This window comes from Bartonella saheliensis, from assembly GCF_902162175.1.
The window spans coordinates 25,788-42,021 of sequence record NZ_LR607208.1 but is presented as its reverse complement, the minus strand read 5'-3'; the positions used below and the strand labels follow the sequence as shown (position 1 = coordinate 42,021).

Annotated in this window: 20 protein-coding genes and 1 pseudogene; 2 read left to right on the top strand and 19 right to left on the bottom strand. The window is 39.5% G+C overall.

Annotation, left to right across the window (positions count from 1 at the left end; translation table 11 throughout):
* Positions 1-43 precede the first annotated feature (43 nt).
* Entirely contained in the window at positions 44-1,063 is a 1,020-nt protein-coding gene (locus FS875_RS05850; RefSeq protein WP_144754349.1) for an ATP-binding cassette domain-containing protein, read from the bottom strand.
* Positions 1,064-2,262: 1,199 nt separating this feature from the next.
* Here FS875_RS05850 and FS875_RS05840 point away from each other — a divergent pair.
* A complete protein-coding gene (locus FS875_RS05840) occupies positions 2,263-2,610 on the top strand; it encodes a hypothetical protein (RefSeq protein ID WP_144754347.1) in 348 nt (115 codons plus the stop codon).
* A gap of 817 nt (positions 2,611-3,427) precedes the next feature.
* On the opposite strand, the pseudogene FS875_RS10990 reads toward FS875_RS05840, so the two are convergent.
* From FS875_RS10990 to FS875_RS05760, 17 genes and pseudogenes are all read right to left on the bottom strand, one after another.
* Positions 3,428-3,520, bottom strand: a pseudogene (locus tag FS875_RS10990) (EexN family lipoprotein); the annotation flags it as partial.
* 141 nt (positions 3,521-3,661) lie between these two features.
* Positions 3,662-4,012, bottom strand: a complete 351-nt coding sequence (locus FS875_RS05835) for an EexN family lipoprotein (protein ID WP_144754299.1) — start codon at positions 4,010-4,012, stop codon at positions 3,662-3,664.
* Positions 4,013-4,166: 154 nt separating this feature from the next.
* Positions 4,167-4,445, bottom strand: a complete 279-nt coding sequence (locus tag FS875_RS05830; RefSeq protein ID WP_144754296.1) for an EexN family lipoprotein — start codon at positions 4,443-4,445, stop codon at positions 4,167-4,169.
* 48 nt (positions 4,446-4,493) lie between these two features.
* On the bottom strand, positions 4,494-4,727 hold the full coding sequence (locus FS875_RS05825; protein WP_207999987.1) for a hypothetical protein: 234 nt from the start codon (positions 4,725-4,727) through the stop codon (positions 4,494-4,496).
* The gene (gene virB11 / locus FS875_RS05820) at positions 4,678-5,730 is read right to left on the bottom strand and encodes a P-type DNA transfer ATPase VirB11 (protein ID WP_144754290.1); all 1,053 of its coding nucleotides are present in this window, start codon (positions 5,728-5,730) and stop codon (positions 4,678-4,680) included. Before virB11 ends, FS875_RS05825 begins: the two co-directional genes overlap by 50 nt.
* A gap of 12 nt (positions 5,731-5,742) precedes the next feature.
* Positions 5,743-6,939 (bottom strand): type IV secretion system protein VirB10, encoded by a 1,197-nt coding sequence (gene virB10, locus FS875_RS05815; RefSeq protein WP_144754287.1) that lies wholly within the window; start codon positions 6,937-6,939, stop codon positions 5,743-5,745.
* A 28-nt stretch (positions 6,940-6,967) separates the two neighbouring features.
* A complete protein-coding gene (gene virB9, locus FS875_RS05810) occupies positions 6,968-7,819 on the bottom strand; it encodes a P-type conjugative transfer protein VirB9 (RefSeq protein WP_144754284.1) in 852 nt (283 codons plus the stop codon).
* A 3-nt stretch (positions 7,820-7,822) separates the two neighbouring features.
* Positions 7,823-8,494: a VirB8 family type IV secretion system protein gene (locus tag FS875_RS05805; RefSeq protein ID WP_144754280.1), complete on the bottom strand. Its 672-nt coding sequence runs from the start codon at positions 8,492-8,494 to the stop codon at positions 7,823-7,825.
* Positions 8,491-8,721 carry a type IV secretion protein VblB7 gene (locus tag FS875_RS05800; RefSeq protein WP_144754351.1) on the bottom strand — a complete coding sequence of 77 codons (231 nt, stop codon included), beginning with the start codon at positions 8,719-8,721 and terminating at the stop codon, positions 8,491-8,493. Before FS875_RS05800 ends, FS875_RS05805 begins: the two co-directional genes overlap by 4 nt.
* A gap of 55 nt (positions 8,722-8,776) precedes the next feature.
* The gene (locus FS875_RS05795; RefSeq protein WP_144754277.1) at positions 8,777-9,718 is read right to left on the bottom strand and encodes a TrbL/VirB6 family protein; all 942 of its coding nucleotides are present in this window, start codon (positions 9,716-9,718) and stop codon (positions 8,777-8,779) included.
* Between the two features lie 26 nt (positions 9,719-9,744).
* On the bottom strand, positions 9,745-10,149 hold the full coding sequence (locus tag FS875_RS05790) for an EexN family lipoprotein (RefSeq protein WP_144754274.1): 405 nt from the start codon (positions 10,147-10,149) through the stop codon (positions 9,745-9,747).
* A gap of 140 nt (positions 10,150-10,289) precedes the next feature.
* A complete protein-coding gene (locus tag FS875_RS05785; RefSeq protein ID WP_144754271.1) occupies positions 10,290-10,661 on the bottom strand; it encodes an EexN family lipoprotein in 372 nt (123 codons plus the stop codon).
* 2 nt (positions 10,662-10,663) lie between these two features.
* Complete coding sequence (locus FS875_RS05780) at positions 10,664-10,939, bottom strand: EexN family lipoprotein (RefSeq protein WP_144754268.1); 276 nt, start codon at positions 10,937-10,939, stop codon at positions 10,664-10,666.
* 24 nt (positions 10,940-10,963) lie between these two features.
* Positions 10,964-11,695 (bottom strand): TrbJ/VirB5 family protein, encoded by a 732-nt coding sequence (locus FS875_RS05775; protein ID WP_144754265.1) that lies wholly within the window; start codon positions 11,693-11,695, stop codon positions 10,964-10,966.
* Positions 11,692-14,052: a VirB4 family type IV secretion/conjugal transfer ATPase gene (locus FS875_RS05770; protein WP_144754262.1), complete on the bottom strand. Its 2,361-nt coding sequence runs from the start codon at positions 14,050-14,052 to the stop codon at positions 11,692-11,694. Before FS875_RS05770 ends, FS875_RS05775 begins: the two co-directional genes overlap by 4 nt.
* Positions 14,049-14,375, bottom strand: coding sequence for a VirB3 family type IV secretion system protein (locus FS875_RS05765; protein ID WP_144754259.1), 327 nt, complete (start codon positions 14,373-14,375; stop codon positions 14,049-14,051). The genes FS875_RS05770 and FS875_RS05765 overlap by 4 nt, the downstream gene beginning before the upstream one ends.
* A gap of 28 nt (positions 14,376-14,403) precedes the next feature.
* A complete protein-coding gene (locus FS875_RS05760) occupies positions 14,404-14,751 on the bottom strand; it encodes a TrbC/VirB2 family protein (protein ID WP_144754256.1) in 348 nt (115 codons plus the stop codon).
* A 145-nt stretch (positions 14,752-14,896) separates the two neighbouring features.
* Here FS875_RS05760 and FS875_RS05755 point away from each other — a divergent pair, with 145 nt between their 5' ends.
* The gene (locus tag FS875_RS05755) at positions 14,897-15,625 is read left to right on the top strand and encodes a nuclease (protein ID WP_144754253.1); all 729 of its coding nucleotides are present in this window, start codon (positions 14,897-14,899) and stop codon (positions 15,623-15,625) included.
* A 104-nt stretch (positions 15,626-15,729) separates the two neighbouring features.
* Here FS875_RS05755 and FS875_RS05750 read toward each other — a convergent pair whose 3' ends face one another.
* The gene (locus FS875_RS05750; protein ID WP_144754250.1) at positions 15,730-16,119 is read right to left on the bottom strand and encodes a hypothetical protein; all 390 of its coding nucleotides are present in this window, start codon (positions 16,117-16,119) and stop codon (positions 15,730-15,732) included.
* Between the last annotated feature and the right edge of the window lie 115 nt (positions 16,120-16,234).

Here is a 16,234-nt window from a genome sequence, read left to right as displayed (position 1 = left end):
AAGCAATCCATTCTTGGCAAAAAGAAAGAGAGCAAAGCAATGGTTAGAGAAATTCTTTAAATTTAACACGGAGCATCTCTTCAAGTGAGGGGGTGGATACAGAGAAGGGACAGTTAAATTCTGTTGCGATTTCTCTTATGAAACGTGGCACATCTTCACGCGGGAGTGAAATCTCCAATGTACATTTTTCATCATTAAAGTGTTTCTCTTTTAAAGGCGTGGATAATTTTATTGCCAGTTCATCAATGCTCTTTATAAGAGGTAAAGCTGTTGGCAAATGTTCACAAAAAAGCGTTATTCGCACACTTGAAGGGATCATCTCTTTCAACGTTTCAATATCGCCATGAAATTGCTTTTTTCCTTTATGCAAAAGAAGAATATCATCAACGTAACCATCGATATCTCCCATGTCATGGCTGGTGATGATGTATCCTATAGACTGCTCTTTTTTCAGTTTTTTCAGGAGCTCCCTGATTTCATGTTTAGAGGTAATATCAAGACCAATCGTTGGCTCATCGAGAAATAATAATCGAGGTCTAAAGGACAAATTAAACGCTAATTCACTTTTGACTCTCTCACCAAGGCTTAGCATGCGCACGGGCTTATCCATGATATGCTTAATGTTCAAGAGTTCGCTGATTTCTTTAAGATCGCGGTGAAAAGAGCTCTGTTCAAGGTTATATAAGGGGCGCGCCATTTCCAGACTATAGCGTAGGGGCAAATCCCACCATAAGCAATTTTTGTGGCCAAAGACTACACCCAAAGACTTAAACAGATTTTTTTTGGCGTTATAGGGATTAACTCCTAAGACTTTAACATCTCCCTCATCAGCGGTTTGTATGCCAGAAAGTATTTTAATCAATGTTGATTTACCCGCTCCGTTGGGACCAACGATTGCGAGTGCTTGCCCTGAAAACAAAGTAAAACTGATATCTTTTAGCGCATGATAATTTGCATAGATTGGCTTGAAAAGAGAAACCACTTTGTTGGTAAAACCCGTTGCATTATTTATGCTGCGGTATGTTTTTGAGACGTTTTTCACATCAATCAACAATGATGCCATTCGTCTCCCCCCTCATTTATATTCTCTTTAAAGCTCTGTTTTTTCTGCTGTAAAAAATAAATTTACCCTTGAGATCTTTATGGCAAATGTTTTTTACATTTTCTCTTCATCTTGGATAGGATGCACTCCTTTAACATAGTGGGCTCACTTTAGCTAGGTATTATATTCTCAAGTGTTGGTTTTTGTAAAAGAGGCGTTTTGAGAGAGATTAAGGGGGGTGGTAAGGCATAGAGCTTTAAGAGAGGCATTTCACGTAAAGGGTTATTGTGTAGCTAAATGTACAAATCACGAATTTATATTATAAGTATACCAAACTACCTTTATGGGAGGACATTGTTTAGATGATAAGCACTTTCGAGAAATTTTGCCTTTTTAGTCCCACTGCTCAATGCTTTAATATATCTCCTTCCAGAATATTAAGAACTGCTTCTATTCTTTCTGTAAAGGTTTTTTCAATTTTATTCAATGCAAAGGCATATATAAAAGCCAAGATTTATGTCTATGCGCAGGTAAGTAATAACGCTTTGGTTTATGGAAATACATTCTGCAAGAGGAATTTTGTAGAAAATCGGTGCTTTTCCATTTTTTGTCTCTAATTAGGGAGCTTAAAACAATTATAATTAAAACAATATCCGAAAAACAGAGAGAAGCATATCATATAGAATACAGAAAATTAGCAGAAAGTGCGGAGATTGCTTCGGTAAGTTGAGATAAACTAATCAGATTGGTTAAAAATATGCGAAAAACTGCTCTCATTAAAAAAACAAAGGTGAGATCCTGTTGGAGTTGTTGAATACATCTTCAAGAGATTCCTTCGAAAAAGGGAGAATTCTTGTTATTTTCAAAAGTACTAACCTCTTCTGTGTCTTAAAGGACGAATTTTTACGGCGTATAAGATAATCGCAATTGTGGATAAAGCATCTTGTTGCTGTTCTTTCATTGGAATGATGACACGATCAAATTGACTATAGCATAGCTAGTTAAACGACATGCCGTATCTTCCAAACAGACAATGAAAAATATGTTTAAAATAAGGAGTGTTAATAAAATGAAATAATTATAACATATATTTGACAAATATAACCAAAATGTGTATCAGAAAAATGCGTATAATACATTATGTATATAACGCAAAATGTGGAACTGCTTTATTTGATAGCAGAGGCCATTTGTATTAATTCTTACAAGGAGTTTATCCTATGAAAAAAGTTATTTTAGCAGCGGCTTTGTTTTCCTTCTTTTCTTCGATGCTACCCGCTAATGCTGGTAGTTCGGAGCATAAAGATAAGATCGTAGCGCATATTGCACAACACGAAAATTATATTAAGAGGGGTTGGGGACAACAGGCGTTGGATCTTCTTGCAAGAATTGTAATTCCTATTCCTATGCCAAGAGCCCACGCATATTACTATGACAGCTTTCAAATTAAGACGAGGCATTATAGCTTTGCTGCAGATCTTGGATTTAAAAAACGTTGCACAGAGATTCCAGGTCCGTTTGATGACGGCGAAACCAGGATGGACTGCTTTTTGAGAGAGAGAGATTAGATGTAGAGAGGTACTCTTGAATAGAGGAAGTGCACCTTGTTATACAAGGTGCACAATCTCACAAAGAGGCACATTTTTTAGCGGTTTAGGTCTTGGAAAAATAGATTGGTTGGTGCCTTTCACGGATATATCAGCTGTGATAGCAAGCAAAGTGTTATAAAATTGGTTAAGTTACAGCTTTTGTTTTTATTGAAAAGCTTAAAAGGAGTTACTTTTATCTCTTAGATCTTTTGTTAGGATATTCGGTGCACTGTAATAACTTTGTCCTTTTTCGTTTTTTAAATGAAAACAGGTATTTCTTCCTTTACCAAGGAATGGTACGCGATAGCTGAAGCATCGGAGAGTATTTAAAGTACCTCCTCTCAAGTCATCAGAAAATGCCTTGTGTTTTTCTTTATTCTCAAAAGTTTTTGCCTTCACTGCTGAAGTTCTGAGGCTTTTTCATAAAAAATTCTTTTTTAGTTTCTTTTAACATTAATAACACTGCTCCAGTCGTTTGAGTGTAGTTGTTATAGTTATTAAAGACTTTTAACTTCATTAATTCATTTTTTAATATTTTTATTTGGAATAAGAAGCGTATCCTCCATTTTTATGATCTTACAGTTAATAAAATTCCAAAATTTGATATATTTATCACGCTTCACGGGTCTCTCAAGACATCAGGATCTTCACAAAGTGGCTTCATTTTTACGCTCGAACTTAGAGTTTTAGATCTCTATTGGTTGTTGCATATACGACCAAAACATCTTTTAAATCGTAAAGTCATTTCAGGAGATTTACAACAAAAATGAAGATAACTTTTCTAAGCGTATAATTTTTTCATGAAAGTGGTGAAGGTATAAGTTTTTTCACATCCAGCAGCGACAATTCCAGTGCAAAGGAGCAGTGTTGTTATGAGAACTTTATTCATGAATATTTCCCCTTCTTTCTTTCAGTTTTTAAAGTATGAGCACAATTTTTAAATTATGCTCTGTGTTTTAGGCTTTTGTAACTCGTGATGACAAATCTCTGGCACAGACAGAATTTTGCCACAAATCTTTCGGTCTATAATTCAATTACTGTTCTGTTTCTGTTCAGATTGTTTTTTTGCTTTTTGTTCGGCTTCCCATTTTTCCTCTCTAGCTTTTCTAGCAGCTCTAGCTTTTTCAAATGCTTTATTAAGTTCTTCTTGATCTTCACGCGCTCTTTCTGCTGCTTTTGCCTGACGTTCCTTCTCAAGTTCTAAAAATGCTAACCGCATGTTTTCACAATTTTTTGAAGTTCCTGCAAATCCACATCTAGCATCCCACTCTAAGCGTAATTTTTCATCTTTTTTAAATTCTGCGACACTATAGGTTTTTTCACAACCAGCAACGATAATTCCAGTACAAAGCAGCAATGTTGTTATGAAAACTTTATTCATGAATATTTCCCCTTCATTCATTCAGTTTTTAAGGTTTGAGCACAATTTTTACATTCTGCTCTGTGCTTTAGGTTTTTGTACCTCCGTGATGACAAATCTCTGGCACAGACAGAATGTTGCCATAAATCTTTCGGTCTACAATTCAATTGCTGTCCTATTGTTTTTCAGACTCTTCTTTCGTTTTTTTCATATCTTCATGCAATTCTTTATGCAATTGTTTTAGGTAGTCATCAAAACGCTCTTGACGAACTTCTTCTATTGCTTCTTTTAAGTTTTTACAATTTTGCGAAGTTCCTGACCATCCACACTTACGTCTCCATTCATCACGTAAATTTTTATCTTTTTTAAATTCTTCTATACTGTAGTTTTTTTCACAACCAGCAGTGATAATTCCAGTACAAAGCAGCAATGTTGTTATGAGAACTTTATTCATGAATATTTCCCCTTCATTCATTCAGTTTTTAAGATTTGAGCACAATTTTTAAATTCTGTTCTGTGTTTTAAGTTTTTGTACCCCGTGACGACAAATCTCTGGCACAGACAGAATGTTGCGAGAGATATCTTTGCCTATAGTTTCGTTGCTGTTCTGTTGTTTTTCAGATTGTTTTTTTGCTTTTTCTTCAGCTTTACTGTTTTCATGTTTATTGACTTGACTTTGCGTTTTTTTAAAAAGCATCTCGGCGTTTGAAAGGATCATAATAAACTTCTGTGACACGAAATTTTCCTTCCAAGCGTTTGCATTGGATGATGACATCAATCATAGAAATTAATAAGCCACGGATATCTTCTCGTGCTAAATTTCCACCGCCATCACTTTCTTTGACAAGAAGGGTCATTTGTTCAAAGGCGGAAAGTGCTGTGGAGGCGTGAACGGTGGTGATGGAACCAGGGTGACCAGAATTAACATTACGGATATAATAGAAAGCTGTGCCATCACGCAATTCTTGCAAGAGTATTCGGTCGGGGCGCATGCGCAATCCTGATTCAAGAAGCTCTTTTGCGCCCGCTTTTGCTAGTCCTTGATTGTCTTTTGAGTAGAAAAGTTGAACTTTGTTTAAATGGGGAACGACAAGTTCTGGAGTGTCCTCAATAGTGAGAATGCGTTCATAGTCAGGGATTTTGGCAATCAAAGCTTTGGAGAGGGTGGTTTTCCCCGAACCGGTTTTGCCCGATATCAAAATATTTTGTTGAGTCATAACCGCTCTCTCTAAAAACTTACAAAAATCTTTGGCGATAAAGAGATCGGTTAATTCTTGTTCTGTGTCAGAAAGTTCACCTTCTCGCTTTTTCATTTGTTCAAGAGGGGTAAAACTGACGTTCCTTGTTACAGAAAACAGCTGGTTTTCGTGTAAACTTTCAAGAGAAAAAGTGCGCGATGAAGGTTTGCGAATTGTCATGCTGATGGTATTGGGGGCAACGGCAGGAGGCATGACAATTTGTATGCGTTCATTATTGGGCAGAGTTGCGGAGAGAACAGGATTTTCTACACTGATCTTTTGTGTTGTATAGGCAGCAACAACTTTTGCAATGCCTTCTAATTCACTATAGGTCAATTCTTTGATGATGTGGGTTTGCCAACCATGTGGCCCTTCAACGATCACTTCACCAGGGCGATTGATGACAATTTCAAATAAATTATCGTCATTGAGATAGTCGCTTAAGATCTTTAACTTGGTTAAGACGATAGAAGCGCGTTCTGAATTTTTTGCTGTGGCCATAATTTATTGTTACTACATTTGAGAATGATAGAAGAAGTTTCTTGGAATAGAGCGTGGGAAGATTTTGTTTCTTCTTGTTGTGATGGAAAGTTTATAAACGGAAGAAAAATCCAAATCCCGTGCCACAAAAATGTTGACGAGTTCGCCTTGGTATTTTTCTAAGGTAGGGGGGATGTTGATTTGGTTTTCAAGGGCTATACTTGCTGCATCTTTTCCAGTGTTGCTTGCGTCTCCAAAATCTCCACCTCCAGAGTTATTGGCGCCCGCTTTGTTGGACTTGTTTGTCATTCTATTGGTGAGGGTTGTTGTGGCGCCATCAATAACGGTAAGTAACAGAGAAGAGCCAAAGCGTTCCCACCAATGGGTGTTGATATTGCCATCAAAGCCGGCTCGCCCTAAACTATCGGTTGCGGGTGAGGAAAGGGGAATGATGACACCGGTTGGGGTTTTTGCTCTGGTCCAGAGGACAAAGAGGCGGGATTGTCCTTGTTTTATTCCTCCGCGGTATTCACCAATCACTTGGGTGCCTTTATCAAGCAAAACAACGCGACCATTGTCAGAGAGGATATCGCGGTTAATGACGCAGCTTGCAAAGCCTGGTTGGTCACTGTTTAATGCCGTTTCTAAGATACAGGGGATAGAGGTTCCCATGGCGATGATAAAGTTTCTATTGCCAATGAAACTTGCTTTTGTCTCTTCTGTTTTGGTTGGTTTTAGGAGGGTTGCAAAATTTTGGGTATTTTGAAGAGCAGGAGAATTTTGCATATGCCCAAGATTTTCAAGGGGATTCAATTTGTCAAAGGCGTTGTTAAGACCATTGTTGACGATGTCTTTTAATTCAGATTTTGTGCCTCTAGCAAAAGCGAGAACAGGGGCGCGTCTTGCCGCATCAAGTAAAGGATCGTCTTTTTTGGGTTCTGGTGCAAGTGGTTGTGGGGGTGGTAGGGTTATGGGACCAAGTTTTGCACGTGGGTCAGCGGGAGCTAAGTCTAAAGGCGCTAGTGTATTGTGAAAATTTTGTGCTTGTTTTTTATGAGACTTTGCCGTGTCTTTTTTTTCTTCGGGGGTGGATAAGATATTCCAGAGCGCATAGCCACAAAATCCTATACAGGCTAGAGCGATGACAATTTTTTTGCCAAGACTTTGTGAGGTATTGTTGCGTTTATCGCCAATTGCACCACGATCTTCGCTAGTTGTTTTATCACTCATAGGTGTGCCCCCCTTTATTCCCGCTTTTTTAAAGATCTGATGCGATTTTACGTTCAACAGATGGCGAGGTTGTTCCGGTTCCTGGATTTATGCCTTTTTGTTGATAGGCTTCATTAAAAATGCATAAAACATTTCTGCCATTTCTTAAGGTGAATCTGGCACTGATGGCATGGACAATGACCATATTGCCTTTGGTGGTTTTGGGAACGAGGGATTCTGTTCCGTCACTGCCAACAATATAGATGGCAGGGATTTCCTGATTGTCTGGAAAGGTAAAAGTTGTGGTTTTGCCGTTGTCATAAACGGAGGAGGGTTCAAGATTGATAGAGCCTTGTGCGCTATAAGCCCAATTGCGTGGTCCATAGGTTTCAGAGGCATCAAAAAGACCATCAATTTGTCTGGCTTGTTTTTTTTCTTGTCGCAAAAGTGCGGCAAGCCTTCTGCGTTCGGCTTCGTCTTGTGGATAGCGAAATTTGACAAGAAAATAGGTTTCTTGTGCGGTGGAAATTTCTCCATCTTTGACCATGAGTTCAAATTGATAGGAGCGTTTTGAGCCATCACGGCGGGTGGTGACCACTTGCAGATTGGTAATGGGTTGGACTTCTCGTGCTTTGAGGAACAGAATATTGCCAGCGGGGGCTACTTCCCAGGCAACGCTGTTGCCGATAGCGACATGGGCAATTTCTTCATCAGCAGAAAATTCTACCTGTACAGACGAGCGTATGGTGCCAATAATTTTTGTGACATTATAGGCATCATAATTGATAAAGCGAATGCGGCTGTCATTGGGTGCGCGGGTGGGAAAAACACTGGCATTGCCCAAATGAGCAGGAGAAAGGGCGATGGTGCTTAGAAAAAGAAAAAGGAATTTTTTTTTCATGGATTAGTTGACCACTTCTGGATCTGTTCTATATTCACTAACAATAAAGCCGAGAGGATTTATCAAACGGTTTTGTACAGAGATGGGGGCGTTGATATATTCAAAGGTGAGTGTTGCAACCCAGTGGCTGATGAATTCTTTGTTGGTTTCATCGTCCCGTATTGTTCTGTAATAACGGACTTGTGCGACGTCTTGATTGATGAAGGAGATTGATTTTATCGTTACGGTGACACTTGCGTGTTTGTAGAGGATTTGTGGACTTTGGGGGTTTTTTGCTCCATACCAACTGGCAAATCTTTCTTGCTCTTCTGGAGAAGAAAGCAGAGAGACGGTTTGGAAGTTGTGTTGTACTTCTTGTGTTTCAAAGCCTTCGCGGCAGCGGACGTATTTTGCTGCAAAGTAGCGGGTGATTGCTTCATCAACATTGGTGGGGCCCTCTTTTAAGGCTTCCACAACCTCTGTGATGCCGGTTGAATTGTCGACACGGATGACAAAGGGCTCAACGGTTTTAAGAGGGGTGAGGGTGATAACCGCCAGCGAGGAAATAACCGCGACGACAACGGCTATGGCGGCGATAGCGAGGGAGGCGCGGGTGGTGCGGCGTGAAGCGAGCATGCGATCTTGATCAAAAGAGCGCGCCTCAGCAATATATTGTTCTATGTCTTGTTCTTTCATGCTTTTTGCCCGCAGTCTTTGTAGGATTCCATTTCTTCATCGGTGAGTTTTTGGCTGAGAAGCGTTTCGAGTTTGCCCTCTTTCACAGATGATGGGATATTGTTGCTGATGATGATGGGGGTGGAGGAGGGATTTTTCCCTTCCCAATTCCACATCGATTTGTTGAGTGGACGTTTAGAATATCCATCGCATTTTGGAAGTGACTTCAGCGTGTTTGATGAAGACATACAACCAGTTAAAAGGATAAGCGATAAAATGACCCCAATTTTTTTAAACACTTTCCTATTTCCTTTTCTTAAACATGTGGTTCAGAATGCCTTTTGCCATTTTTTCTATAAATTTTTCTAACTTTTGAGCAGCTTTCCCAGCCGTTTTTGCTGTGTCTGCTCCTAATTTTGTTGCTCCGGTAAGGGAGGCTCCTCCAGAGGCTAAAGCAGAGGCAATGGCAGGTAAATGGGAGAAAAGGTAAATTCCACCAATGCCAACAACCAAGAATTGAATTAAAGTAGTGAAGATATCGTCAACATTTGCTGAAAAAATGTTCATTGAAATTTTAACGTATAAGCCACCAAGCAGCACGACTAATACATATAAAATGATGAAGTTTGCTGTTTGATTTAACCATGCTTCTGTAAATCTTCTGGTTGAGGAAAACATATACAACCCTATAAAGAGCGGTCCGATTGATATGACAAGAAACAAACCTAATTTAGCCATTAATGAGACGACAAAACCGATTGTACAAAAAAAGCCAGCAATAATGAAGCAGATAATACCAACAAGCCATGTCGCAATAAACTTCCCCATTTGAGACAGCCCTGTGTACTGGTTTGCGGCGTCCAAAACCTGTCCTCCAGCTTGGCCCATCATATTATCCCATACATTTCGATCCGAGTGTGCTCCTTGGGTGACATTTGCAATGGCATTCGGTAGATCATGGAAAAATATACCACTGACCCACTCATTATAGAAAGCAGCGTTTGTGGCGAGTGCAACAATGATGCCGAGTTTGAAAGTTGTCACTATAAATTCCCATAAAGGCATGGAAGAGCGCCCATAGATGATATTATAGCCCATAAATATAATGTAGAGTGTACAAGACAGCTTAAGCGGAACACCTAAGCTTGATGAAAGATTAGCAATGGTTTTACTCATTGTATCTGTAATGGGATTCATCAACATATTGTCTATCTTAGTAAAGACGCCTTTTGTTTCTACAGCCATTTAGATGCTCCGCTGTTTATCGTGTCTTAATGGTTATTTTGTTGTTCTTCTGCTGCGCGCTCTTTTGCTCTTCGTTCTTCCTCAGCACGGCGCTTTGCTTCTTGTTCAGCTAGTATTTTTTGAGTCTCTGCTCTCATTTTTTCAATTCTGGCTCTCATTTCAGCTTCATCTTTTTCGTCTCTTTTGCGATTTTCTTCTGCCGCTTTACGTCTTCTTTCTGCTGCTTTTGCCTGACGTTCTTTATCAAGTTCTAAAAATGCTAACCGCATGTTTTCACAATTTTTTGAAGTTCCTGCAAATCCACATTTAGCATCCCACTCTAGGCGTAAATTTTCATCTTTTTTAAATTCTGCAACGCTATAGGTTTTTTCACATCCAGCGGTGATAATTCCAGTGCAAAGCAGTAGTGCTGTGAGAATGGTTTTGTTCATAAATATTTCCCCTTCTTTCTTTCAGTTTTTGGTTTGAGCACAATTTTTAAATTCTGCTCTGTGTTTTAGGTTTTTGTACCCCCGTGATGACAAATCTAGGGCACAGACAGAATGTTGCCATAAATATTTCGGTCTACAATTCAATTACTGTCCTGTTTCTGTTCAGCTTGTTCTTTTGCTTTTCGTTCGGCTTGCCTTTTTTGATATTCAGCTTCATTTTTTTCATGTTGAGCACGCATTTCGGCTTTAAATTTTTCCATAGCATCACGAAGCTCTTCGTTGTGTTTACTAATTCTCTCTGTAGCTTTTTCCCGACGTTCTTTGTCAAGTTCAAGTGCTGCTAATCTGAGGTTTTCACAATTTTTTGAGGTTCCTGTGAATCCACATCTTGCGCCCCATTCTTCCATCAATTTTTGATCTTTTTTAAATTCTGCAACGCTATAGGTTTTTTCGCAACCAGCAGTGATAATTCCCGTGCAAAGCAATAGTGCTGTGAGAATGACTTTGTTCATGATCAATGATTGTCCCCTTGTTTTTCAGATTTTTTTTGTTCGCTATCATCTCCAAGGAGTTGATTTGCAATATCTTCATATTCTTCAGAAGTAAGCTCATGATCCGCTATTCGTGCGTTTTCACAATTTTTCGAATTGCCAGAAACGCCACATTTAACCATCCATTCTTCGAGTAGTTTTTTATCTTTTTTAAACTCTGCTACGCTATAAGTTTTTTCACAACCAGCAGTGATAATTCCAGTGCAAAGCATTAGTGCTGTGATAATGGCTTTGTTCATATTCAAGCCCCTCTCTTTTTACTTTTATTGACCACGGAGTTTTTTAGCATATGCTTTGTATCGTGCTTTAAATTCTTCCATTTCACGTTTTTCTGCTGCTTTGTCTTCCGCTTGTTGAATCATCGCAGTGGCTTGCATTTGGAGGACTTGCGTTTGCAGTTTCGCTTGTATTGCTTCTAGTTGTGCTTGAATGCCTTGAATTTCACCAGCGTCTTTCGTACTGCCAAGTTTATCAAGAAGTTTATTAATGTTTTTTTGTGTTTCACTGGCCTCTTCATAAACGTCTTGGCCTTTTGCCGCTTGCCCTACCATGCGCTGTTGTGCTTTTTTCACCTCCTCTGCGTAAAAAGCATCCACCGCCTCTTTTGACCCTGCGCCCCCCGCGGGCTCTTTGTATAAGAGTTCTTCTTGCCATTTTTGCGTGTTTTTGCTGCCGCCACCACCGCCGCCGCTACCACCACCGCTGCCCATCGATTGTTGAAAATGATTAAAATCAGAAGGCAGGGCACCATTGCTCCCCTGCTTGTTGAATAGTTCTTTCAATCCAGAAATGTCAGGCTTAACATTTAAGGATTTATAAAGATTCTTCATTTGATCAAGTTGATCCTGTAATTGTTTAAACTGTTTTTTTAATTGATTAAATTGCCCTATGTTTTGCTGCAGTATTTCATAATCAAAGGGACCACCGCCAAATGCATTTGCTTGAGATGCAAAAGAAATTGTGCAGAAGGCTGTTGCATATAAAAGTTTTTTCATTGTTTTGACCTTTCTTGAAAAAGAGGAAGCCATTTTTCTGGAGATTCACCAACTTCATCCATGATGGTTTCTAAGAGTTCAATGTTTTTAGTGGTGCCGCTGAGGATGGCTATTTCATCATCAAAGCCGCGTAAATTCAGCTCTGCGACAACAGAACTTTGCCCCTGTTTGATGAGAAAACGCCGTGACTCACGGCTTAATTCTGTTTGTATCAGGTTGAATTCTCTTTCGGATAATTTAAAACCCTCTACATAATCTGCGTGATTTCCCTTTTGGTTGGGAAAATAAATCTGGGTTGGGCATTGCTCTATAATGGTGTGGGCAATTGTTGAATTGAGCGCATCTTTGGGCGATTGTGTGGCAAACAACATCAAGCCATTCTGTTTTCGAATGGTCTTTAGCCTATCTTGCGCAAAGGCTTTAAAGGAATCATCCTCTAGCGCTTTCCAAAACTCATCAATGACAATGATAATACGCCGCCCGTCAATCAGAGAAAGAATTCTATGAAAAAGATACATCATTAACGGGGGACGAATTTCGTCATTGTCCAAAAAGTCGGTCATATCATAACCAATGAATTTTGCCTCAATGCCAATGTCATCATCAGGATTGTCAAAAACCCATCCCAAGGCATTGCCTTTGCACCATCGCTCTAAACGCCCTGCTATGCCTTCTCTGTGCGTGGTGTCAAAAAACATTTGTAGGGCAGAAATTGTGCGTTGTTCCTTAGGCAAAAGAGCAAGTTGGTCAACGGCTGCAGCAATGTCTTGTCTTTCGGATTCACTAATCTTTTGCCCCTCTGCAGAAACAAGTTTGGTAATCCATTGCCGCAAAAAGACTCTGTCTGCTGGATTGTTATAGTCTAAGCCTTTTAACGGCGCTATCCCTGTCGGCTTGCCGTTTTTCAAAGGCATATAGGTGCCGCCACCCGCTCTGACAAAAAGCTCTGCTCCACGGTCTTTATCAAAAAAGACCATATGGGGATCATGCTTTTGCAATTGTGCAAGAAGAAAGTTAACAATAACTGTTTTCCCTGAACCAGAGGGACCACAGACAAAGGTGTTGCCTAAATCGCCAAAGTGAAAATTAAAATAAAAGGGCGAACCAGCAGAGGTTTTCATCAATGCGACCGCTGGTCCCCATACATTGCCATCTATTTTGCCAACCGGAAAGGAATGAAAAGGAGAAAGGGCAGCATAATTGCGGCTGGTAATGGCACCAGAGCGGATGCGATAGGCATAATTTCCAGGCAATTGTGCCCACCACGCCGCCGCAAGCCCAAGATCTTCCCGTGCAATCACAGCGCCGCCGTCGGTGAGACGAGAGCGGGCTTTGGCAAGATTATCTGCTAATTCTTGCGTATTATCGGCAAAAACAGCTAAGGATAAATGATGCTCGCCTAAAACAAAACGGTTGGATTCAAGATCATCCAATGCATCATCTAATTCCATGATTTGTGAGCCGGCACGGTCTCCGGCATTGACCATTTGATTTTGCTTGCGCCCCATAATCTGCTTGGCAATGTTTTTGCTTTTAAAGACAAAAGATTGGGTAAAAATAAATTCAAAGGGGAGGGTGAGCAGACCATCTGTCATGCCTGCTCTGGTCTTTGCTGGATATTCTTTCCAACCAAACATACCGGCAAATCTTTGCCCTGCCTCATAGCGTATTTCTATGACTTCTTTACCGAAAATAAGGCGGTCTGAATAAACAGAGGAGGCTATCGTTCCCCATGTCAGAGGCACACGCTCACGACGACCCCCTACCAATTGGTGAATAAATTCACTTTGCTGTGAATAAATATTGCCTTCATGTTCATAAAGGCTTAGCCTTTTTGCACCATAGCGCTCTAAATTTTGAACAATATCCGTGGTAACATCTTCAAGCTTGCGAATAGACTCTTCATCAACTTCCGTTTTTTCCGCTTTTGCTTTGCCTAAACGTTTAAAAAATTCCGCTATTTTATCCGCTTTATCAACATGGGGATTCCACAAAATGGAAAGATAAAGATCATTCCGATAAAGTTCTTGAGAAACCATCCGTTCACGGTATTTGTCATCCAACTGTTTGGCAAATGCTGATCTAAAAGTCCCATCTGGATAAACCGTCTCACGCTTTCTGATAATATGGCTATAAATGGCAATACGTTCATCAGCGATATTCTTAAACAAGTTATTTAACTGTTCATGAAGTACATTGAGATCAATAATATCGGCTGTCTCAAAGTTAATTCCTTCAAGTTTCACAACCATCATGAGCGCACGCGAATCCAGTGCAATGACATGCTTGTTGACATGGCGCACATAAGGAATAATCGATTCCGGTTGTTTTTCACGCTTGCGCTCTAGTGTTTTCATTTCAATTCCTCATAATTACGAATTAATCGTAATGGAGAAAGACTTGCTCCACCCCATAGACTAGAATTTCTGGCAAAGAGGTGTGTCTTTTGCCATGTTAGGAGGATACGAAATTTATTATGGTCGTGTTTGAGAATTTCCTTGAATATAAAGTGTGTCGTAACACCAAAGGTTATAAGGAAAAAATTGCTCGTCATAATAAATAATATCATTGTTCCCATGGCATTTAATCCCATAGCTTCCACCGTTACACCTGCAATCATTGCAGGACGCGTGCAAGCGAGAAACAACGTATCTTCCGTTAGCTTATCGCGCTCTTTCATGATTTTTGAAAATGCTAAAGTCAGTTACTTAATTGGAAAGCATTGCTACGATTTGCGATGCACCCATAACAATGCCGATGCCAACACAAACGAAGAAAGCTTTGCGCATTTCAACATAACCAGCAATCCAAGCAAGCCCAACACCAGCAACGGCAATGGTGGCAATTGATCTTGCAATGGCTCCTGTTAAAGCTTCAACTATTTTTTTAAGAGCATCGTCGATTTTTCCAAAACCCTCTGCAAATGCTGGATCGCTTAGTGCTATAAAGGCAATGAACAACATAAGAATTGTCGTTAACCATTTCTTTTGGCTGTTTGAAAAGGCTAATTTGGATAAAGAACGACTACTTGTAGAATAATTGCTTGTTTTCAGCATGGAAATGTCCCCGCGTTTAAAATAAAAATGACTTAACATTAATTTAATGTAATGTATAACGGAAATAAATAAAAAATTCTACTGTTTCATTTAGAGTATTTTCTTTTTATTTATAAAATAAACAAAATTCTTTATAATATACAAAATGATACTTTTTAAAAAACCTTTTCGATCATCATTTAAATATCTGATTTTTATTTATATTATTCTTGCAGCTGTTTTTTATTTTAGTCAACATTCTGAAGATGTTATGCAAAACCCTGTTGTGCAAAAAATAACACAAACAGTGGAAAAACAGTTGCAAACGCCGGATTTAAAAGAGGATGATCATGCGCCAAGACAAGAGTTTCCTTCCCCTTTAGAATCATTGTCAAGAGAATTTTATGAAGAAAATGTCCCCGTTTATTCCGGTGCTATAGAGGTAACAAGTGGTATTACCTTTAAAATGATCACACCCATGGATGAGGGGTGGAGAAAAAGAATCGTGCGCAATATCCGATTATATGGTGTTGAAACATGTGAGACACGGCAATTTGCCTCACGCCATGGCATTAAATGGCCCTGTGGGGCTTTTGTCACAGCGTGGCTTGTGGCAAAAACAATCGATAAAAATGTTACTTGTCGGCAAACACGTGTTCTTCAACAAGTTCATTATGCACAATGTTTTGTTGATGGAGTTGATCTGGCGCGCTTGGGGCTTGCAGAAGGCATGATGGTGTTGACAAAAGATCAGCAGCATTTTCCCTCACCAGCAGATTATAAAAACTTACAATTTGCTGCGCAAAAAGCACAAGTGGGGTTGTGGTCTAGTGAATTTGACCAGCCAGAAGAGTGGAGAAGAGATCATGGTAGCTATAATCCTATCGATCCTTAAAGATTTTTAAACAAACTGAGAAGTAAGAGAGATAGTAGCACGGTTAAGTCGTTTTTTGTTAACTGTGCTCGTGTATAAGTGCTGTTGAGGGGGGGTGCGTAAATTTAATCAAAGAGCATCAGCCGAATATCAGGTGGTGCAAGACGAAATAAAAGCATGTCATAAAACCAACTGAGAGCTACAGCACTACAAGTGAGGATTATTAACATAATTGTTACGATTATGAAAGGCGCCCTCAATTCTACGGTTCTCGGTCCCAGTATTTCTAACCAGTATGTTAGAATATCTGTAATGAGCAGAACAAAGCTTATTCCTGCTATGGTTCCTAGTATGCGTTTAACCCATCCACGAATAGCATAGAGAAAAAGGAAAATGGAGTAGATCCGTACGATATGTTTTTTCCTGTATATGCGCCGTAAGATCTCTCGTTCTGGTTCTGAACTTATTTCTTCTACTTCTTCTTCAATTTCTTGACGCGTGATCAAATCATCCATTATCCCCCCTTTGATTTCTCCATTTCATAGGCACAATTTTATTTATTTCTCACCGCATTTTTCATTACATGGCAGAAATAAAATATGCAACTGTTACTTTATTATAACTGTAAAA